We start from the raw sequence: 18878 nt of genomic DNA on the forward strand, positions 1-18878 counted from the left end.
ATGAATGCGCCCAGTGGTTATCCAGTGGTTACATTTTAGGGGTATTTTAGGGATGTTATTGCCGCAGTCAGCGGCATAAATTATTGAAAATTATGGTGGAGCTGGGGGGAATCGAACCCCCGGCCTCTTGAATGCCATTCATGCTGTCATAACTTTTACCACATTTCCGGGGTAAAAGAGGATACCGGCGGAGGTTCGCATCCCCCCGCCGCGTGACGGCGGTTTAGTGTTTCTTTTTCAGGTGACGGTCTATGACGCGCATGATGGCGGAGAGTTTCGGTTCGGTATCCACCGGCATGTTGGGGTTGTCGCTTTTGAACGGCAGCTTGTTGAGATGATATTTGTATTTAAAGTCGGAGAACTTGAGGCCATGCGCGGTGGAGATGACCACCACGCGATCCTTCTTCTTTATCACGCCGCGCTTTGCCAGCTTGAACATGGCGGCCAGCGCCACGCCGGTGTGCGGGCAGGTGTACATGCCGGTGCGGTCGGCGGCCACGGCGGCCTCCACCAATTCCTTTTCGCTCGCCTCTTCCACGATGCCGTTGAACTGCTCCAGCGCATGAACCGCCTTTTGCATACTCACCGGGTTGCCTATCTGTATGGCGGAAGCAAGCGTGGTCTTGGCCTTCACCGGACGGTAATTCTTCCACCCCTTCTTATAAGCGAGATACAGCGGGTTGGCGTTTTGCGCCTGGGCCACCACCAGGCGCGGCCGCTTTTTGATGAGACCCAGCTCTTCCATCATAAGGAAACCTTTGCCCAGGGCCGAGACATTCCCCAAATTGCCCCCGGGGATGACCACCACGTCGGGCGGCGTCCAATCGAACTGCTGCACGATCTCGATGCCGACGGTCTTCTGCCCTTCAATGCGAAGCGAGTTCATCGAATTGGCGAGGTATATCTCCTCGTTTTTGGTGATCTCCCGCACCAGCTTCATGCAACCGTCAAAATCGGTTTTGAGCGATATCACCAGCGCGCCGTTGGCTATCGGCTGGATGAGCTGCTCCACCGAGACCTTGTTCTTGGGAAGAAAGACGATGGGAGTGATGCCCGCGGCGGCGCAATAGGCGGCCAGCGCGGCCGATGTGTCGCCGGTGCTGGCGCAGGCGACCGCCCGTATGTTTTTCCCCTCGGCGATCATCTGCTTCACGGCGGAAACCAGCACGGTCATTCCCAAATCCTTGAACGAGCCGGTATGGCTGTTGCCGCACAGCTTGATCCAGAGATCGGAAATGCCGAGCTCGCGCCCCAGCCGGTCGGCCCAAAAAAGGTTGCTCTCCCCTTCGTACATGGAAACGATGTTGTCGTTGTCCACCGTGGGAAGCACCCACTCCTTCTTGCTCCAGACGCCGCCGCCATAGGGCCACTGGTTGCCATGCTTGCGCTTGTGGAAGAGATCCACCCACTGCCGCGCGGATTTTTTCCTGAGCTGCTTCATGTCATGCACCACTTGGAGCAGCGACCCGCACTTGCGGCAGCTGTAAACCACCTCGTTGAGCGGATAGCGCTCGCCGCATCCGGCGAAACACTCAAACCACGCGTTATACTTCCCTTCGGCCATGATCGGTCATTCTCCCACTTTTGTCAGGCGTTTTCCGCCATCTGTTTCTTGTGCCACTCAACGTACAGCTTATCGAAATATTTTTCATCCTCAAGCATATTCGGCATGATGGTGAATTCCCCGCTTTCATGCATGTAGTTGAGCGCCGCCGCAGAAGCCAGAAGCTTTTTCAGGGCATCCGCCACCTGCATGCCGCGTTCTTTGGCGTAATTCTCCGCATATTTTATGGCCGGATCGGTAAAACGAAGCGTGATGCCGTAGTCGCTCTTGAAGCGCTGTATAAAATCGGCGAACGGCGAGCGCTGCATCAGTTGCAACAGCGCATCCTGCGGCGCGCGGCAGATGTCGCCGCTCACGGTGAACTGCGAAAAATTCGTTCCCGGCAGCTCGAACTGGAAATCGGTGAGCACGTTCTCCCACTCCCCCACCAACGCGCGCGCGCCGGTCTTTTTTTTCTCGGCGCGCTGGGCGATTTCCTCCACCGCGTCGTCGGTGAAATCGAGATCCACCCCGAACAGCTTGAACTCCAGCTTGTACTGGTTCAGGATGCTATCCTCCGTTTTCGTCATTATGCGGATGAGGTCGTTTTTGGAAAGCGGGTTCACATAGGCGCGGATCGGGGCGCGCCCCACCAGCTCCGGGATGATGCCGAAGCGGATGTAATCGTCTTCCGTCGCGTCCTTGTAGTAATTGCGGTACTTGTCCTTCTTCGAGTCCCCCTCCTCAACGCCGAAGCCGGCGATGGTGAGTGAGCCGTCCTCCTTCAAGCGGCCGAACTTGCTGTCGAGCCGCTTTTTCACAATGTGCTCCATGCCATCGTGCGCGCGCTGGAATGAGCCGCCGAGGATGAAGAGGATGTTTTCGGTGTTGATCATGGATTTTTTGCTGCCGGGCGAACCGCCCCGCTGCTGGTTGATGAGGTCCTGTATCTGCTGGGCCGGGCTGTTGGGGTCTTCAATCGAGACCAGCTTGCGCTCCACCAGCTTGAGCACCGCGCGCTGAAACCCCTCGCGCGAAACGTCGATGCCGATCCCCTGCCCTTCCTTCGCCTTCTTGTCGATCTCGTCGACGAAGATAAGGCCGCCGTAGCGGTTGATGAACTCCGCCTTTTCCTGCTTGTTTTCGCCGGGAGCCATGCTGATGAGTTCCCGCACCATGTCCTCGGCGTTTTTCCCCACATAGCCCGCCTCGGTGTAATCGGTGGCATCCACAATGTGCACCGGCACGTTCAGCAGGTCGCCCAGCACCTCGGCGCAATAGGTCTTGCCGCTGCCGCTGGGGCCGGCGATAAGGGTATTCTTCTTGCGAAACCGCTTAACCTCGAATTTGGACAACACCCCTTCATTGGTGAACCGCGCTTTTACCATCACGAAGTGGTAGGCGGCGGCGATGGCCAGGCGCTTTTTATAATCTTCCTGGCCGATGACAAACTTGTCGAGATGATCCTTGATCTGGCGAGGGGTATAGACGACGCCGAGTTTCTGCTTATCCATCGCCGCCCCGTTCGCGCCGAGCAATTCCTTGATGGTGTCGGTGAACGCGCTTTCGGCCTTGAGCCACGCGTTAAGGGCCTCCTCGTAGCTGCAGCCGTACTCCTGGGCGATTTTTTCAACCGTCTCGCGCGGTATGGCTTTCTGAACCATGTGTCCCGTTTACCCCTCTATTCCGCCGTTACGCCGCGCGGCGGCCTTCCACGGCGCGGTGCGTCAGTTTATTTCAACCACCGGGGACTCCAACCCGCCGACGGGCGGCCGCTTTTCGGAACCGCGTTTGCGCAGTTTTTTTGCGCCCTTGAACACGGAAGCGGCCATCACCGCCTTGAGCACGTCATCCATCGTTTCCACCGGGATGAATTTAAGTTCCTTGCGCAGCGGCTTGGGTATCTCCTCAAGGTCTTTCACGTTCTCTTTCGGTATCACCACATTGCGGATGCCGGCGCGCCGCGCGGCCAGCGCCTTTTCCTTGAGGCCGCCGATCGGAAGCACTTTGCCGCGGAGGGTGATCTCGCCGGTCATGGCGGTATCATGCCGCACGGGAATCCGCGTGAACGCGCTCACCATCGCGCTGGCCATCGTGATGCCGGCGGAAGGGCCGTCCTTCGGGATCGCCCCTTCGGGCGCGTGGATGTGAATATCGTACCGGGAATAAAAATCGGCGGGCAGGCCAAGCGCTTCCGCGCGGGAGCGGATATAGGTCACCGCGGCCTGGCCCGATTCCTTCATCACGTCTCCCAGCTTGCCGGTGAGCGTCAGCTTCCCCTTGCCGGGGACAACGGTTACTTCGATGTGCATCAACTCGCCCCCCACTTCCGTCCAGGCAAGGCCATTGGCGAAACCGGGGTCGGCGTACGCCGCCGCCTCTTCACTCCGGAACTTGGCGATACCAAGCATTTTTTCCAGGTCGGCGGCCTTGAGGCGCGGGGCGTACTTCTTGTGCTCCACCACGTTACGGGCCACCTTGCGGCAAACCTTGGCGATGGTCCGCTCCAGATTGCGCACCCCCGCCTCACGGGTGTAGTTGCGGACGATTTTCGTCAGCATCTCGTCAGTCAGTTCCAACGCATCCGCTTTGATGCCATTTTCCTTCATCTGCTTCGGCACCAGATAGCCGGAGGCGATTTTCACTTTTTCCTCTTCCATGTAGCCGGAAAGACGGATCACCTCCATCCGGTCCAACAGCGGGGCCGGAATCGAATGCATCACGTTGGCGGTGGCGATGAACATCACCTGCGAAAGATCGTAGTCCAATTCAATGTAGTGATCGCTGAAATGTTTGTTCTGCTCGGGGTCCAGCACCTCCAGCAGGGCGCTCGACGGGTCGCCGCGGAAATCGGCGGTCATTTTGTCGATTTCGTCCAGCATCATCACCGGATTGACGGTTCCCGCCTTTTTCATGGACTGGATGATGCGCCCCGGCAGCGCGCCAATGTAGGTGCGGCGGTGGCCGCGGACTTCGGCTTCGTCGCGCACGCCGCCGAGCGATACCCGGACGAACTTCCGCCCCATTGCGCGGGCAACCGATTTCCCCAGCGAGGTTTTGCCCACGCCGGGCGGCCCCACGAGGCAGAGGATGGTTCCCTTGGGGCTTTCGGACAACTGTTTAACGGCGAGAAAATCGAGGATGCGCTCCTTGACCTCCTCAATGCCGTAGTGATCTTCGTCCAGTATTTTCTTGGCGTTGCGCGTGCTAAGGTCGTCTTCGGTCCGCTGGCTCCAGGGGATGTCGGCAAGCCATTCGATGTAATTGCGCACGACGGTGCTTTCGGCGCTCATCGGCGCCATCTGCTCCAGCTTGTTGATCTCTTTCATGGCCTTCGCCTCGGCCTCGGCCGGCATACCGGACTTTTTAATCCTGTCACGCAACTCGTCCAGTTCCGAACGGTGGTCGCCGCGGCCCAGTTCTTTCTGGATCGCCTTCATCTGCTCGTTGAGGTAGTATTCGCGCTGGCTCTGGTCCATCTGTTTTTTCACGCGCCCTTCAAGCCGCTTTTCGATCTGGATGACCTCGATCTCCCGCTCAAGGAGTTCCATTATCATCTCCATGCGGCGCTTGACGTCCATTTCGGCCAGTACCTGCTGCCGCTCGTCCGTCTTGAGCGGAAAATGGCCCATGATGAGATCGGCCAGTTCTTCGGCGTCCCCGGTTTCGTTGATCGGCGCCAAAGCCTGCGACGGCAAGCGGTTGCTGGTTTTCACATAGCGGTCAAACAAGAGGCGCAGGCCGCGCATCATGGCCTCCATCCGCGCGCCGCGCTCCGGAACGCGGGCAACGCCCAGCCCCCGCACGGCGACACGGTAGAACGGATTTTGAGCCACGAACGCGTCAATGGCGGCGCGGCGGATACCCTCCACCATGATCTTGACGGTGCCGTCGGGCAGCCGCAACACCTGCATGATCTCACCCACACAGCCGATGGGGTAGATGTCCTTCGGGTCCGGCTCCTCGTTGTTCGCTTTTTTTTGGGCGCACAGCATGATGAAATTTCCCTGCGCCATCGCCTGATCCACGGCGCGGACCGATTTTTCGCGTCCCACGAACAGCGGCACGAGCATCCGGGGAAAAACGACGATGTCGCGCAACGGGATGAGCGGCAACTCGGCCGGCAGGATTACTTTGGCGCGGGTGGTATCCATGGTGTCCCTTCCGGCCTAGCCGGCCTTTTTCTTCAGCGTGACGATGGGTTGCGCCGAGTGGCGGATTGCCTCCTCGTTGACAACCACTTCCTCGATTTCCGGATTGCCCGGCACTTCATACATGATGTTCAACATTGCCCGTTCGAGAATGGAGCGCAGCCCGCGGGCGCCGAGCTTGCGGGCAATCGCCTCCTGGGCGATGGCCTTGATCGCGCCGTCGGTAAACTTCAGGTTGACATTGTCCAACCCGAAAAGCTTCTTGTACTGCTTGATGATGGCGTTCTTCGGCACCAGCAAAATGTCGGTCAGCGATTTCTCGTCCAAGTCGTCCAACACGGCGATCACCGGCACGCGGCCGATAAATTCCGGGATGAGGCCGAATTTGAGCAGGTCTTCCGGCTCCACCTGATGCAGGAGATTTTCCCCCTTGCGGTCCTTCTTGCTCTTCACGGTGCCGCCGAAACCCATCGTCTGCTTGCCGATGCGGTAGTCGATGATTTTGTCCAGCCCCACGAAGGCGCCGCCGCAGATGAAAAGAATGTTGGTGGTGTTCACCTGCAAAAATTCCTGCTGCGGATGCTTGCGGCCGCCCTGCGGCGGCACGTTGGCCACGGTTCCCTCTATAAGCTTCAGCAACGCCTGCTGCACACCTTCGCCCGATACGTCGCGGGTGATGGAAGGGTTGTCGCTCTTGCGGCTGATCTTGTCGATTTCATCGATATAGACGATCCCTTTTTCGGCCTTTTCAATGTCATACTCCGCCACCTGCAACAGGCGGTGGATGATGTTTTCCACATCTTCGCCCACATAGCCCGCCTCGGTCAGCGTGGTGGCGTCCACGATGGTGAACGGCACGTTGAGCATCCGCGCCAGCGTCTGGGCCAGCAGGGTTTTGCCGGTGCCGGTGGGGCCGATCAGCAGGACGTTATTCTTCTGCAGTTCCACGTCGTCGTTATTGGCGTTGGCCTCGATCCGCTTATAGTGGTTATGCACCGCGACGGAGAGTATCTTTTTCGATTCTTCCTGCCCGATGACATAGTCGTCCAGCACCGCCTTGATGTCCTTCGGCTTCGGCAGCGTGGCGAACGCCTGGCTCTTTTCCTGGTTCCACTCCTCGACGATGATCTCGTTGCACAGGTCGATGCACTCGTCGCAGATGTAGACCATCGGCCCGGCGATGAGCTTCTTCACCTCGCCCTGGCTCTTGCCGCAAAAGGAACAGCGCAAATCCTGGTTCGTCTCTTTCTTTGGCATCAACCCTCCTGTCCGCCTTGTCCGGTGGTCATTTCTCTTCCTTCACTTTTTTACGCAACTGGCGGGATTCGATTATTTCGTCAATCAGGCCGTACTCCTTGGCTTCCTGGGCGCTCATGAAAAAATCGCGGTCGGAGTCCTTCCGTATCTTTTCCAGCGAATGGCCGGTGTGTTTGGCGTAAATTCCCTCCAACGTGGTGCGCAAGCGGTTGATCTCGTCCACCTGGCGATGGATGTCGTCGGTGGTTCCCTGGTAACCGCCGGAGGGCTGGTGAATCATAATCCGGGTGTTGGGCAGCGCATGGCGTTTCCCCTTCGCGCCGGCGTTGAGCAGCAACGAGCCCATGCTGGATGCCTGCCCCAGGCAGATGGTCTGGATATCGGGGCGCACGAACTGCATGGTGTCGTAAATGGCAAGGCCCGCGGTCACAATGCCGCCGGGGCTGTTGATGTAGAGATAAATGTCCTGATCCGGGTCTTCCGCTTCCAGAAACAGGAGCTGCGCGATCACCAGATTCGCCACATGGTCGTCCACCGCGGTACCCAGGAAAATGATCCGGTCCTTCAGCAGGCGCGAGAATATGTCGTACGCACGCTCCCCGCGCGCCGTTTGTTCAACAACCATAGGTACAAGCATTATTCGTTCTCCTTCGCTACACCTTCGACGATCTTGTCGTTTATTGTAATCTTTCCATAAATGAACTTAAACACGCTTTCCCGCAGCGCCTCCTTGATGGTGAAGACCGCGGCGTTGTAACGGGTGTCACGGTCGTCCGATTTGAGATACTCGGCGTATTCGCCCTGCAACCGCTCCAACGCCGCTTCGTCCGGCTGCAAGCCGGCGGCTTTGGCGATGTTTTCGATGATAACCTCATCGCGCGCCCAATCCTCGCCCTTCTCCAGGGAACTCTGCTTGAACTTTTCGCGGTCGAAATCGGGCTGCGCCGTAAGGTCGAGCCCCCATTCGCGGGTCTGCTGGATGAGCCGGTTGGCGTACATCTCGCCGTACTGCGCCAGCATTTTGGGAGGCAGCGGAAAGCTGGCGCTTTCGCGGAACTTCTTCATGATGTTACGGCGCAAACCGTCGTCGGCGCGCTGTTTTTCGCGCTCTTCGGCGCGCGCGCGCAGTTCCTTGCGCATCTCCTCCGCCCCGGTGTGCGGGGTGTGGGCGGCGACGAACTCGTCGTTCAGTTCCGGCAGCTTTTTTTCCTTCACGGCGGTCACCTTCACCTTGAAGGCGGCCCGTTTGTCGGCCAGCGCCGGGTCGGGATACTGCTTCGAGACGGACATGGCAAATTCCTTCTCTTCGCCCGCCTTCATCCCGGTCACATTGCGGTGAAATTCCACGAAGAGGGTCTCCTCCGCCGTGTTGACTATCATCTGTTGTCCCTTGCCGGAGAGCTTGGGCTCTTCCTTGCCGTCGACCACCGCGGCGTAATCCATGAACGCGAAATCGCCATCCTTGACGCCGCGGCCTTCAACCGGAACCAGTTCGGCGTGCGTGTCGCGCAGCTGGTTAAAAACCGCTTCGATCTCCTTGTCTTCCACCTTGCGGATCTCGCGGTCGAACGTCCAGCCGCCGCAGGACGGCACGTCGACCTGCGGGAATATCTCAATCACGGCGGAATAGGTCAGCGGTTTCCCCTTCTCGACCTTTACTTCCTCGAAGCTCGGACTGCCGAACACTTCCAGCTTGTGCTCCGTCACCGCGTCCTCATAGCTCTGGTGAATCAGCTTTTCGCCCACTTCGCCCAGCACCTGAACACCATACATTTTCTCCAGCACGGGGCGCGGCGCTTTGCCGGGGCGGAACCCCTGCACTTTGGCGGTTCGGGCCACATCGCGCCATTTCTTCTCGGCCTCTTCGGCCACGCGGCTTGCCGGAATTTCGACTTTCAACTTCTTAACACACGGCTGAACATCGGCTATTTCAATCTTCAGTTCGCTTAACGCGGTAGTCACAGTATCAGGCTCCTTCCAACATTAACGGTTATGCGCTTCATTCGTGCCATATGCTCCGCAACGACGCAATCAACACCTTGGTGCGAAGGGGGGGGTTCGAACCCCCATGGTTGCCCACCAGATCCTAAGTCTGGCGCGTCTGCCAGTTCCGCCACCTTCGCATTATTAGGCCAAGTTATTCAAATATATTATTTTTCGAGGGGAAATTAAAGCTATTTTTTCGGTAATACTTCGTATTGTTGGCGTAAAACCATTGTTTTAAAGGTTGTTACCTGTTGAAAAAGTGTGCCGAAATCGGTCACGCCGGCAATCGATCAACCGGCTCATCCCCAGAGGGCGGTTACCGGAACATTTAGAAAAGGTATCCCTAATCCCAAACGGTACCGCTACAGATAACGGCGGAGAAAAAACCCTTTGCCCGGAAAACGCGGGCCATCCGGTGGAACACGCCACGGCCAGCCGTCACGCGGTTGGTGCATGGCGGCACAAAAAAACGCCGCGAAAAATATCACTCTTTGAAAATAATCTGAAAAGATATTGACAGTACCGGCTGCAATGGGTACACTTTGCCGTCTAAAGACTTGGTTTGTCCCCATCGTCTAGCCCGGTCCAGGACGCCGCCCTTTCACGGCGAGAACAGGGGTTCAAATCCCCTTGGGGACACCATTATTTAGGTTTTTTTGGTGTGGGCCGCTAGCTCAGCTGGTAGAGCAACGCCCTTTTAAGGCGTGGGTCGCTGGTTCGAACCCAGCGCGGCTCACCATTTAACTAACTGATAATTAAAGAGTTGTCAGTTTTTATGCCCCAAAAAACCGCACCCAAACCGTATCCAAGTATAAGAAATGGAAACGGATCAACACCCGGAATCGGTGACAAATTCAGTGCATTTTCATCCAACTGAATTGACCACGTATTGAAAGAAAGCCATTACTCAAGAACGTCGCAGGAGACGAGCAATGCATGCCGGGCGTGGCGGTTAACGACGTTAATGGTGAAGGAAGAAGATTGAGGCGCAAAAAATTATGCGGGCAGTGTTTGCGGAAAATTCATCGAAATACGTATAAATAAAAGCTTTTCGTGTCTATCTCAAGAAATCAGCACTTTAATTAAAAATTTAATGATCAAATTATGAATTTCTTGCGATTGCATAAACCCCGTTCTCCGGCTAAGGGATTTGTAAAAACCTGAAAATTTCCAATTACGCAATGAAGTCGCGGTTGTTGGCGGCACGGGGATTGCTCTATTTTTCACCCAATGGGTGTAAGAATGGAGGGGCGATGAAGATCAAGAGCCGCAAGCGGGGCCTTGCGGTATCCGCAATGGCGGAGAGCTTGTTCGCGTTGTGGGCCTCCGGGGGCGAACGGTGCGAGGATTTACAGCAGTTGCGCGGGGACGCGGCATTGGCCGCGCTGTTGAGATACGAGCTTCCCGCCCCGAACAAGGAAGGGCCGGTGGCGAGGAGATATCTTGCGATACGCATCAAGAAAAAGCAGGGTGTGTTGTTTGCGGACGGCGGCGACCGCAAACACTTCGCGGTGGTCACGAATCTCGACTGGGACGGAGACAAGATATTGGAGTGGCAACGGAAAAAGCCGGGACGGTTGAACATGTCCACGACGTGATGAAAAACGCGATCAGAAGTCGAGTCCCTTTTGGGCGGGGATGCCCGCCTGATAGGGGTGCTTGACGGATTCAATATCGCTCACCATGTCGGCCAGCGCAATCAGCTCCGGCGTCGCGCCACGCCCCGTGAGGATGAGGTGCATGGCGGGCGGTTTGGCGGCGATAAGCCCCTTGATATCGTCAAATGAAACGAGGTTTTTTCCAAGCGCGTAAAGAATCTCGTCCAGCAGCAGGACTTTGCATTCCCCTTTTTCCAGCGCGGTTTTTGCCAGCGCCAGCCCCTCTTGCGCGGCCAGCCGGTGTTCCTCAGCGGCGTGTTCCTTAAGCCAGGTGAACCCCTTGCCGGTCTGCACGAATTCCAACTGCGGAGCCAGCCGCTCCGCCATCTTCAGTTCGCCGGTCTCGCGGTTTGCTTTTATGAACTGGATGACCATGCAGCGGTAGCCGTGCCCCAGTGCGCGGAACACCACCCCCATCCCCGCGGAAGTTTTCCCCTTGCCGTTTCCGGTGAAGATAACCGTAAGTCCCCGTTCGCCGCTTTCATTCATTGCGCCACTCCCTCCCGCCGAACCCGGCAATATCAAAGAGAAGTTTCAGGTTGAGATACCGCGAAAAATGCGCGGCCAACCGGTCATACTGCATTTCTTTATGCGCCGCCGCCGAGGGCATTTCCCCTCCCCCGCCCGCCTTGCCAAACCCTTTTATAAAATTATCGAGGAAGACCGGCTCGTCGAACAGGCCGTGCAGATAGGTTCCCATGATCTTTCCATCCGCCGACGATGCGCCGTCAGTGTGCGTCGTCCCCTCATCTTCAATGCTAATCAGCGGCTGGAGGCCGCTTCCCAATTCCGTCACCCCCATGTGTATCTCATACCCGGCAAGCGCGTCGCCGGTGGCAAGCCATTTTGCGCGCACCCGCGCCAGCCGTTTTTCGCGCGCCATCACGGTGCGCACGTCAAGCAGTCCCAGGCCCGGCGTACTCCCCGCCTCTTCCTCCACGCCATGCGGGTCGTCCACACCCATGCCGAGCATCTGATAGCCGCCGCAGATTCCCACTATGCGCCCGCCCCGTTCCGCGTAATCAAGAATCACATCGCGCCAACCGGAGCCGGCCAGCCAGCGCAGATCGGCCCGCACGTTTTTGCTGCCGGGAAGAATCAGCAGATCGACCCCATCCAGCGGCGCGGGGCGATGCAACCACGCGAGGTTTACCGAAGGGTGACGCAGCAATGGCGCGGCATCGGTGAAATTGGAGACGTGCGGCAGCCGGACGGATGCGATGTTGATTTTACCCTCCACGGGACGAAGCCGGTGTGCCACCGCCGCGTCCAGCGAAAGGCTGTCCTCCGCGTCGATATCAAGCTCGCGGTCAAACGGCACCACGCCCAGCACCGGCAGCCCGGTTTTTTTCTCGATGAATTCCCGGCCATCCTCGAAAAGCGCGGCGTCCCCCCGGAAACGGTTGATGATGATTCCCTTCACCAACGCGCGTTCCCCTTCCTCCAGCAACGCCAGTGTGCCGATAACCTGCGCGAAAACGCCGCCCCGTTCGATGTCCGCCACCAGTATGACGGCGGCATCGCCCGCCAGCGCGGTGCGGAAGTTGGCGATATCCCATCCGCGCAGATTCACCTCCGCGCACGACCCGGCCCCTTCCATCACCACCATTTCGTATGCGGCGCGCAGATGGTCCAGGCTTGCCTTCGTCTCGTCAAAATAGCGCGCGCGGAAATGGCGGAAATCGGCGGACGTTGCGTTGCCCACCGCTTTGCCGCGCAGCACCACCTGCGATACATGGTTACCCGATGGCTTCAACAGCAGTGGATTCATATGAACGCTCGGTTCCAGCCGGGCGCACTCCGCCTGCACCGCCTGCGCGCGGCCTATCTCGCCCCCTTCGGCGGTGACGCACGAGTTGTTGGACATATTCTGCGCCTTGTACGGGGCCACGCGGATGCCGCTGTTACTGAAGATGCGGCAAAGCGCGGCGGCGACGATGCTCTTGCCCACATCGGAGCCGGTGCCGAACACCGCGATACACCGCGCCGGTTTTTCAGCCATTGCCATTTCCGATGATGCGCCGGACGGCGTCCACCACTTCGTCCACGGTGCCGCAGGCATTTTCCGCCGACGGCTCAGGGCGGTCAACGATAACTACATGGCATCCCTCGCGCCGCGCCGCCTCGATCTTCTCCGGCACACCGCCCGCATCGCCGCTTTCTTTGGTGACCAGCGTCCCGATGCCGTATTGGCGGATGACCGCTATGTTTTCCTCAACCGTAAAGGGGCCGCGCCCCGTGATAACCTCTTCATCGGCCAGCCCCGCCGCCGCGCACGCCGCCGCCGATTCGGGATGCGGCAGCACCCGCGCAACAAGCCGGATGCCGCTTTTGCTCCGCTCCCGCGCATAGGGGGCGAGGTTGCGCGAGCCGGTGGTGAGCAGCACGGGCTTGCCGAATGAGAATGCGGTCACGGCCGCCTCGTCATGGGTTTTTACATAGTGGATACGTTCGTAGTTGTATGCATTCCCGGCGCGGAGGAACGAGATCAGCGGCAAGCCGGTATCCTGCGCCACGGCGGCAATCATCCCCTTGGCCTCCCGCGCATAGGGGTGCGTGGCGTCGACGATGACCGTAACCCCCCGCTTCCGCGCAAGCGCTGCCATCGCATCTTTCGCCATCCGGCCCATCCGCCGCTCTATCAGCGGATGGTTCCCCACATCCAGCGCGTTGTCGGTGGCGGTGGATACCAGCGTACGCCATCCGGCGGCGGCCAAGGCCGTCGCCAGCCCGGCCGTTTCACTGGTTCCGCCGAGGAGCAGTATCAAAACCTTTTTCCCTTGTAACCGCGCGGCGTCACCATCCACGCCCCATCAAAGTAGGTTTCGCTGTTGCCGATAATGATGATGGTCATCATCCCTATCTCCTGTTCAAGAAAATGATCGAGGTTGGAGATGATGATCCTTTCTTCCCCCTCGTAACCAACACTGGTGCAGATGCCCACGGGGGTGGAGCCGGGGCGGTGCTTGCGGAATATATCGGCCGCCTCGGCCAGTTGTTCCACCCGTTTTTTGCTTTTTGGATTGTAGAGCGCGGTGACGAAATCGGCCGATGCGGCGGCCTCCAGCCGCTTGCGGATCAGTTCCCACGGCGTCAGCAGATCGCTGAGGCTGATGTTGGCATAATCGAGCATGAGCGGCGCGCCCAGTTGCGCGGCGGCGGCCATGGCGGCGGAAACGCCGGGGATCACCTCTATCCTCACCTTGATATTTTCTTCCTTCATCAGTTCCAGGGCCAGCCCCGCCATGCCGTAAATCCCCGCGTCGCCGGATGAAACCAGCGCCACCTTTTTTCCCGCCGCCGCCTTTTGCAGCGCGGCGCGGCAGCGGTCGGCCTCTTTTGTCATGCCGGAGGAAATGATTTCCTTCCCCGCCGTGAGGTCGCTCACGTTATCGAGGTAGCGGCTGTAACCAACCACCACGTCACACGAGGCGAGCGCGCGTTCCGCCCGGTGCGTCCGGTCATCGCGCCCGCCGGGGCCTATGCCAATGACGAAGAGCGTTCCCGCGCTATCGCCACCGTTATTCCCTTGAAGATTCTCTTTCGCAGTATTAATGATGTCCTCCTTCCCGCCAGCAGCGCGGCCGGTTCGGCCACCGCCGGCAGGTTTACACTTTGTTCCACGAATTCCGATTTTTCAAAATCGAGCGTTGATTCCCGTATTTCATCCGAGGCAATAAAACGCAGCGGCACGCCGAGCGCCCGCGCCGCCTCCATCAGCCCCGCTTCGTCCGCTTTCACATCCGCCGAGGCGATGCACCGCACCTGCCGCAATGCACAACCCGCATCGGCCAGGGCGGTTTTCACCGCATCGATGATCCGCTCGGCTTCCACCCCGCGGCGGCACCCGATGCCGACGATGAGGTTTTTCGCCGCGTCGGTGGAAGTGGAAATCACCGGCTCGGCGCCGATGGCGTTGGCGACCGCGAATGCCAGTTCGTTAGCGCCCCCCTCGTGCCCGCTTAACAAACTCACCGCCCAACGCCCCCCCACATCCATCTGCACCACGGCGGGGTCTTTCATTTTATCCCGCAGATGCGGTGCGATGGCGCGCACCACCGCGCCGGACGGGGCGATGTAAACCAGCCCTTCGTATTCACCAAAGATGCGGGCGGTGAGGTCGGCCACGCGCGAGAACCGCTCAGCATTAACCACCCCTTCCACTTTTTCATGGAGAAAATAATCGGCGTCCGCGAACGTTTTGCGCAGTTCGCCGAAAAGGGCCGCCCCTTCCCGCGACAGGGTGATGAAGGCGATCTTCACCGCGAGGCCTTCCTGAACGCGTGCGTGAAAGATGCGTCATACAGTTTGCTGGCAGTCTTGGCCCGCTCCATCGCCGGCCCCACGATAATGATCGCCGTGCTGATTATCTTTTCCTCCTTCACCTTTTCCGCGATGTCGGCCAGTGTGCCGGTGGTTATGCTTTGGTCCGGCCACGACGCGCGGTAGACCACCGCGACGGGACATTGCGCCCCGTAATGCGGCGTGAGCTTTTCCACCACTTCGTCTATCGCCTGCACCGAAAGGAACACGCAGATGGTGGCGCCGCTCTTTCCCAGTTGACCCAGTTCCTGCGCATCCGGCACCGGCGTGTGGCCGCCGTTGCGCGCCAAAATTACCGCCTGCGATTTTTCTGGAACCGTCAATTCTATTTTCAGCGCGGCGGCGGCGGCCTGGAACGAGCTGACTCCCGGCACCACTTCGTATTCGATGCCGAGCACGTCCAACTCGTTCATCTGCTCCATGATCGCGCCGAACAGCGAGGGATCGCCGGTGTGCAACCGTATCACATCCATGCCGCGCGATTGCGCGTCTTTGTAAACAGCAGTGATGTCGCCCAAACTCATCTCGGCGGAGTTGTGCAGTTCGGCGTTTTTGGGAGCCAGCGCCACCACTTGGTCGCTGACCAGCGAACCGGCGTAGATGCAGCAGCGGCAGGATTCGAGTAACCGCTTGGCCTTGATCGTAAGCAGCTCCGGATCGCCCGGCCCCGCGCCGACAAACAGAACTTTCATTTCTTCCTCCCGGTATGCACGATGATGGTGGAAAGATACCCGGTCTCCGGCCCCTCGTTGCGCAAACGGCGGAGGTCGGTCTCCAACCGTTCCCCCTCCTGCCCGGCATAGGCGGCGAACACGCCGTTATCGATAATTCCCTCTTCTTCCAGTATGTCCAAAATCCCCGGCATCCGCTTGCCAATTTTCATGAGAACCACCGTCCCCTCCCCTTTCACCGCGCGCCGCACCGCGTCAAGATCGTCGGCGGCGGGGATGATGGTGACCGGCTCCTTCGCCTCGCCCACCGGCATATTGGTGAGCGCCGCGATGAGGCTGTACGCCGCGATGCCGGGCACGGTGCTGATGACCGCTTCGGGCATCGCTTTTTTCAAGGCGCGGATGAGGTAGATGTACGTCGAATAGAGCAGCGCGTCCCCCAGCGTGAGGAAACAGGCGTCCTGGCCGGTGCGCAACACCGCCGCGATGGCCTGCGCCGATTCGTCCCACCGCAGTTCCAGTTCCGCCTTGTCGATGACCATCGGAAAGAGCAGTTCATGAACGGCGGTATCCGGCCCGATATAGCGGGCGGCGATATCACGCGCGAGGCTGTCGGTTTTCACCCGCGCCTTCGGGGCGAACACATGCTTTGCCTCGCGCAGCAGCCGCGCCCCTTTCACCGTTATCAGTTCCGGGTCGCCGGGTCCCACGCCAATGCCATACAACGTGCCGGATTTCATTCCAAAAGTTCCTTTCTCACGAGGAGGAAAACCGCCAGTGAGCCAATCGCTCCGCCGTCCAGTTCCTCCGGGTTCACCGCCGCCACCTTCTCTTCGGGAAGGCCGAGGTTTTCACAAACATACAACACACGCCCGCCGCCAAGCGATGCGGCAAGGCGGCGCATCCATGCCGCCGATTCCGTCCGCCCGCCCAGCACCGCGATTTTATCTTCATTAAGGTACGGAGAGAAATCCGCCGACGGGTCGGCGGCGTGGGCCGAGACAATCTTCGCGCCATACCAGTCCAGCCCCACCCGCGCGAAAGCAAGCTGCACCGAGCTGATGCCCGGCACCACGCGGCACGACGCGATGCCGAAATGGCGGATGACCGGACGCGCCAAACTGCACATCCCCGGATCGCCGCTCACCAGCACCGCTATGTTCCCTTTGCCGCGCCGCGCCGCTATCTCGCGTATCACCTTTTCGATGTTGACCCCTTCAACGATTTTTTCACCGCCGTGACGCGGGAAAAGATCGAGCAACCGTTGCGAGCCGATCATGATGTCGGCCCCGGCCGCGCACTGCCGCGCCTCTTCGGTAAGGTGGGCCGCCGAGCCGGGGCCACAACCGATTATCGTTATAGGTTTTTTTTCGTCCATCCGCCCAAATCACCGTATGCGCCGGTGACCTCCCCCTTCATATTCACCAACGCAACGGAAACCGCAAAGCGTCCCTTCGTCCGTTCCGCGACAGCCGCCGCGACTTTTTCCGCAAGTGCGCTTGCAAGCTTCGTCCGCGCCGCGCCGGTATAATTTTCAATTATTTCTTCAACGGTATTTGCGTTTTCCAGATCGGCCCCCATTACCTCCCGCGCGGTTTGGCGCACATAGGGAATGGCGCTGGCGGAACGGGAGGAATGGGTATCCCACTCGCCTGCTGGAAGTTTGGCAAGCTTGCCGGGATGGCCCACTACCAGCAACGCGTCGATATCGTGCCGTTCGAGGCAATCGAGCATGAAGCCCCACTCGTTGCTTACCTCGATGACGGCGTCCTTCATAATGCCGAGCGATTTCATCGCCACGTTGGTGCCGATATTCCCGGCGGTGAACACCATGCGCCGAAGGCCGCCGCCGAGCGCCACATCAAGCGTGCATTTGAGCGATTCGCGCAGCGCGGGGTGGCTATAGGGGCGGACGATGCCGGTGGTGCCGAGCACGCTCAGGCCGCCGACGATGCCGAGGCGCGGATTGAACGTCCGCGCCGCCAGCAGATCGCCGCCCGGGATGGAAAGTTCCACATGCACCGGGCGGCCCGTAACCTCGCGCACGGCGGCGCGTATCATCGTGCGTGGGCCGGGATTGATGGCCGGTTCACCGGGGGGAATGCTCAATCCTTTTTTTGTCACCGTCCCCACCCCCTCGCCCGCCGCAAAGATGATGTCGCCATCCGTCATCCACGAGACGGCAGCGGTGACCGTTGCGCCGTTGGTGATATCCGGGTCGTCGCCGGAGTCTTTCACCACCGAGGCGAAAGCGGTATCGGCGCGTACCCCCGCGCCATTGACGGCAAATGCGGCCCTGCCGCCGTTGCGCAACGGTATGTCCACGGTTTCAGGCAAAGGTTCATCGCACAGCAAGATCGTAGCGGCCTTTGCCGCCGCCGCCGCGCACGCGCCGGTGGTAAACCCTTCGCGCAGATTGTCAGTTTTGTTCATCGCCGCCGGGCCTCGAAAAAACTTCGTCCGGTATCAATTCCAAAAACCGCTTGCGCGCCTCGCCGATGGTGAGCGGCAGGCCGTTAATCGGCAAGCCGTCGCCCGTCTTCATCTCGTGCAGCAAGGATGATATGTACGGCAGGCGCAGCCCCGCGCCGTGCATCACGGCGTGATCGGAAAGTATTTCCCGCGCGCTTCCCCGCTGGAGCACCCGGCCATTTTTGAAAATGTATATCTCATCGGCAAACAGCGGCAGGAGATCGACGGAGTGCGTCGCCATCACCACCGTCACGCCGTGCAGCCGGTTGAGGTTGCCGATCAGCCGCATCATATCCGCTTCGCCGGCCGGATCGAGACTCGCCGTCGGCTCATCCAACAAAAGCAGGCGGGGCCGCATGGCCAGCACGCCGGCCAGCGCGACCTTCTTTTTTTCGCCGAAACTCAGGTGATGCACCGAGCGGCCCGCCGCATGGAGCATCCCCACCGCATCAAGCGATTCATTCACCCGTTCGCCCACGGTCTTTTCATCCAGCCCCATGTTGCGCGGGCCGAAGGCCACATCATCCGCCGCCGTTGGGGCAAAAAGCTGGTCGTCCGGATTTTGAAAAACAACGCCGATGGCGCCATACAGTCTTTTTGGGGAAAGGGTGGAAAGCGGTTCGCCATCCAGCGTGATGCCGCCGCTGACGGGCGTAAGCAACCCGGCGATCAGTTTTATCAGCGTTGTTTTGCCTGAACCGTTGCTGGCGAGCAGCGCGGTGAACGAACCGGCGCGCACCTCCATATCAACGCCATCCAGCGCGAGGCTTCCTTCCGGATAGCGGAACGATACATCGCGCAGATCAACCAATCCCAT

At 59.3% G+C, this 18878-nt stretch carries 17 protein-coding genes and 3 tRNA genes; 3 read left to right on the forward strand and 17 right to left on the reverse strand.

Annotated elements, in window-relative coordinates:
• Positions 1-223 precede the first annotated feature (223 nt).
• From thrC to HZA03_04255, 7 genes are all read right to left on the reverse strand, one after another.
• Entirely contained in the window at positions 224-1564 is a 1341-nt protein-coding gene (gene thrC, locus HZA03_04225) for a threonine synthase (GenBank protein MBI5637163.1), read from the reverse strand.
• A gap of 23 nt (positions 1565-1587) precedes the next feature.
• Complete coding sequence (locus HZA03_04230; protein ID MBI5637164.1) at positions 1588-3207, reverse strand: AAA family ATPase; 1620 nt, start codon at positions 3205-3207, stop codon at positions 1588-1590.
• Positions 3208-3270: 63 nt separating this feature from the next.
• Positions 3271-5670 carry an endopeptidase La gene (gene lon, locus HZA03_04235; protein MBI5637165.1) on the reverse strand — a complete coding sequence of 800 codons (2400 nt, stop codon included), beginning with the start codon at positions 5668-5670 and terminating at the stop codon, positions 3271-3273.
• Positions 5671-5712: 42 nt separating this feature from the next.
• Positions 5713-6951, reverse strand: a complete 1239-nt coding sequence (clpX, locus tag HZA03_04240; protein ID MBI5637166.1) for an ATP-dependent Clp protease ATP-binding subunit ClpX — start codon at positions 6949-6951, stop codon at positions 5713-5715.
• A 28-nt stretch (positions 6952-6979) separates the two neighbouring features.
• A complete protein-coding gene (gene clpP / locus HZA03_04245) occupies positions 6980-7588 on the reverse strand; it encodes an ATP-dependent Clp endopeptidase proteolytic subunit ClpP (GenBank protein MBI5637167.1) in 609 nt (202 codons plus the stop codon).
• Positions 7588-8913, reverse strand: coding sequence for a trigger factor (gene tig / locus HZA03_04250; GenBank protein MBI5637168.1), 1326 nt, complete (start codon positions 8911-8913; stop codon positions 7588-7590). Before tig ends, clpP begins: the two co-directional genes overlap by 1 nt.
• Before the next feature lie 78 nt (positions 8914-8991).
• A tRNA-Leu gene (locus tag HZA03_04255) sits at positions 8992-9074 on the reverse strand.
• Between the two features lie 427 nt (positions 9075-9501).
• On the opposite strand from HZA03_04255, the gene HZA03_04260 reads away from it, so the two are divergent.
• The 3 genes from HZA03_04260 (at position 9502) to HZA03_04270 (ending at position 10535) form a co-directional block, all read left to right on the forward strand.
• Positions 9502-9579 (forward strand) — tRNA-Glu (locus HZA03_04260).
• Between the two features lie 21 nt (positions 9580-9600).
• A tRNA-Lys gene (locus HZA03_04265) sits at positions 9601-9676 on the forward strand.
• A 514-nt stretch (positions 9677-10190) separates the two neighbouring features.
• Complete coding sequence (locus HZA03_04270; protein MBI5637169.1) at positions 10191-10535, forward strand: hypothetical protein; 345 nt, start codon at positions 10191-10193, stop codon at positions 10533-10535.
• 12 nt (positions 10536-10547) lie between these two features.
• On the opposite strand, the gene cobO is transcribed toward HZA03_04270, so the two are convergent.
• From cobO to HZA03_04320, 10 genes are read right to left on the reverse strand one after another with little or no spacing between them, the layout of a single operon-like run.
• Positions 10548-11084, reverse strand: a complete 537-nt coding sequence (cobO, locus tag HZA03_04275; GenBank protein ID MBI5637170.1) for a cob(I)yrinic acid a,c-diamide adenosyltransferase — start codon at positions 11082-11084, stop codon at positions 10548-10550.
• Positions 11077-12603, reverse strand: a complete 1527-nt coding sequence (locus tag HZA03_04280; protein ID MBI5637171.1) for a cobyric acid synthase — start codon at positions 12601-12603, stop codon at positions 11077-11079. The genes cobO and HZA03_04280 overlap by 8 nt, the downstream gene beginning before the upstream one ends.
• Complete coding sequence (gene cobK / locus HZA03_04285) at positions 12590-13363, reverse strand: precorrin-6A reductase (GenBank protein ID MBI5637172.1); 774 nt, start codon at positions 13361-13363, stop codon at positions 12590-12592. The genes HZA03_04280 and cobK overlap by 14 nt, the downstream gene beginning before the upstream one ends.
• Positions 13360-14151, reverse strand: coding sequence for a precorrin-3B C(17)-methyltransferase (gene cobJ / locus HZA03_04290; protein MBI5637173.1), 792 nt, complete (start codon positions 14149-14151; stop codon positions 13360-13362). Before cobJ ends, cobK begins: the two co-directional genes overlap by 4 nt.
• Positions 14076-14858: a cobalamin biosynthesis protein gene (locus HZA03_04295; protein ID MBI5637174.1), complete on the reverse strand. Its 783-nt coding sequence runs from the start codon at positions 14856-14858 to the stop codon at positions 14076-14078. The genes cobJ and HZA03_04295 overlap by 76 nt, the downstream gene beginning before the upstream one ends.
• A complete protein-coding gene (cobM, locus tag HZA03_04300) occupies positions 14855-15610 on the reverse strand; it encodes a precorrin-4 C(11)-methyltransferase (protein MBI5637175.1) in 756 nt (251 codons plus the stop codon). Before cobM ends, HZA03_04295 begins: the two co-directional genes overlap by 4 nt.
• Positions 15607-16329, reverse strand: coding sequence for a precorrin-2 C(20)-methyltransferase (cobI, locus tag HZA03_04305; GenBank protein MBI5637176.1), 723 nt, complete (start codon positions 16327-16329; stop codon positions 15607-15609). Before cobI ends, cobM begins: the two co-directional genes overlap by 4 nt.
• On the reverse strand, positions 16326-16967 hold the full coding sequence (gene cbiE, locus HZA03_04310; protein MBI5637177.1) for a precorrin-6y C5,15-methyltransferase (decarboxylating) subunit CbiE: 642 nt from the start codon (positions 16965-16967) through the stop codon (positions 16326-16328). Before cbiE ends, cobI begins: the two co-directional genes overlap by 4 nt.
• Complete coding sequence (gene cbiD, locus HZA03_04315) at positions 16946-18022, reverse strand: cobalamin biosynthesis protein CbiD (GenBank protein MBI5637178.1); 1077 nt, start codon at positions 18020-18022, stop codon at positions 16946-16948. The genes cbiE and cbiD overlap by 22 nt, the downstream gene beginning before the upstream one ends.
• Positions 18009-18878, reverse strand: a complete 870-nt coding sequence (locus tag HZA03_04320) for an ATP-binding cassette domain-containing protein (protein ID MBI5637179.1) — start codon at positions 18876-18878, stop codon at positions 18009-18011. The genes cbiD and HZA03_04320 overlap by 14 nt, the downstream gene beginning before the upstream one ends.

The sequence above is a fragment of the Nitrospinota bacterium genome (assembly GCA_016217735.1).
Lineage (GTDB): Bacteria > Nitrospinota_A > UBA7883 > JACRGQ01 > JACRGQ01 > JACRGQ01.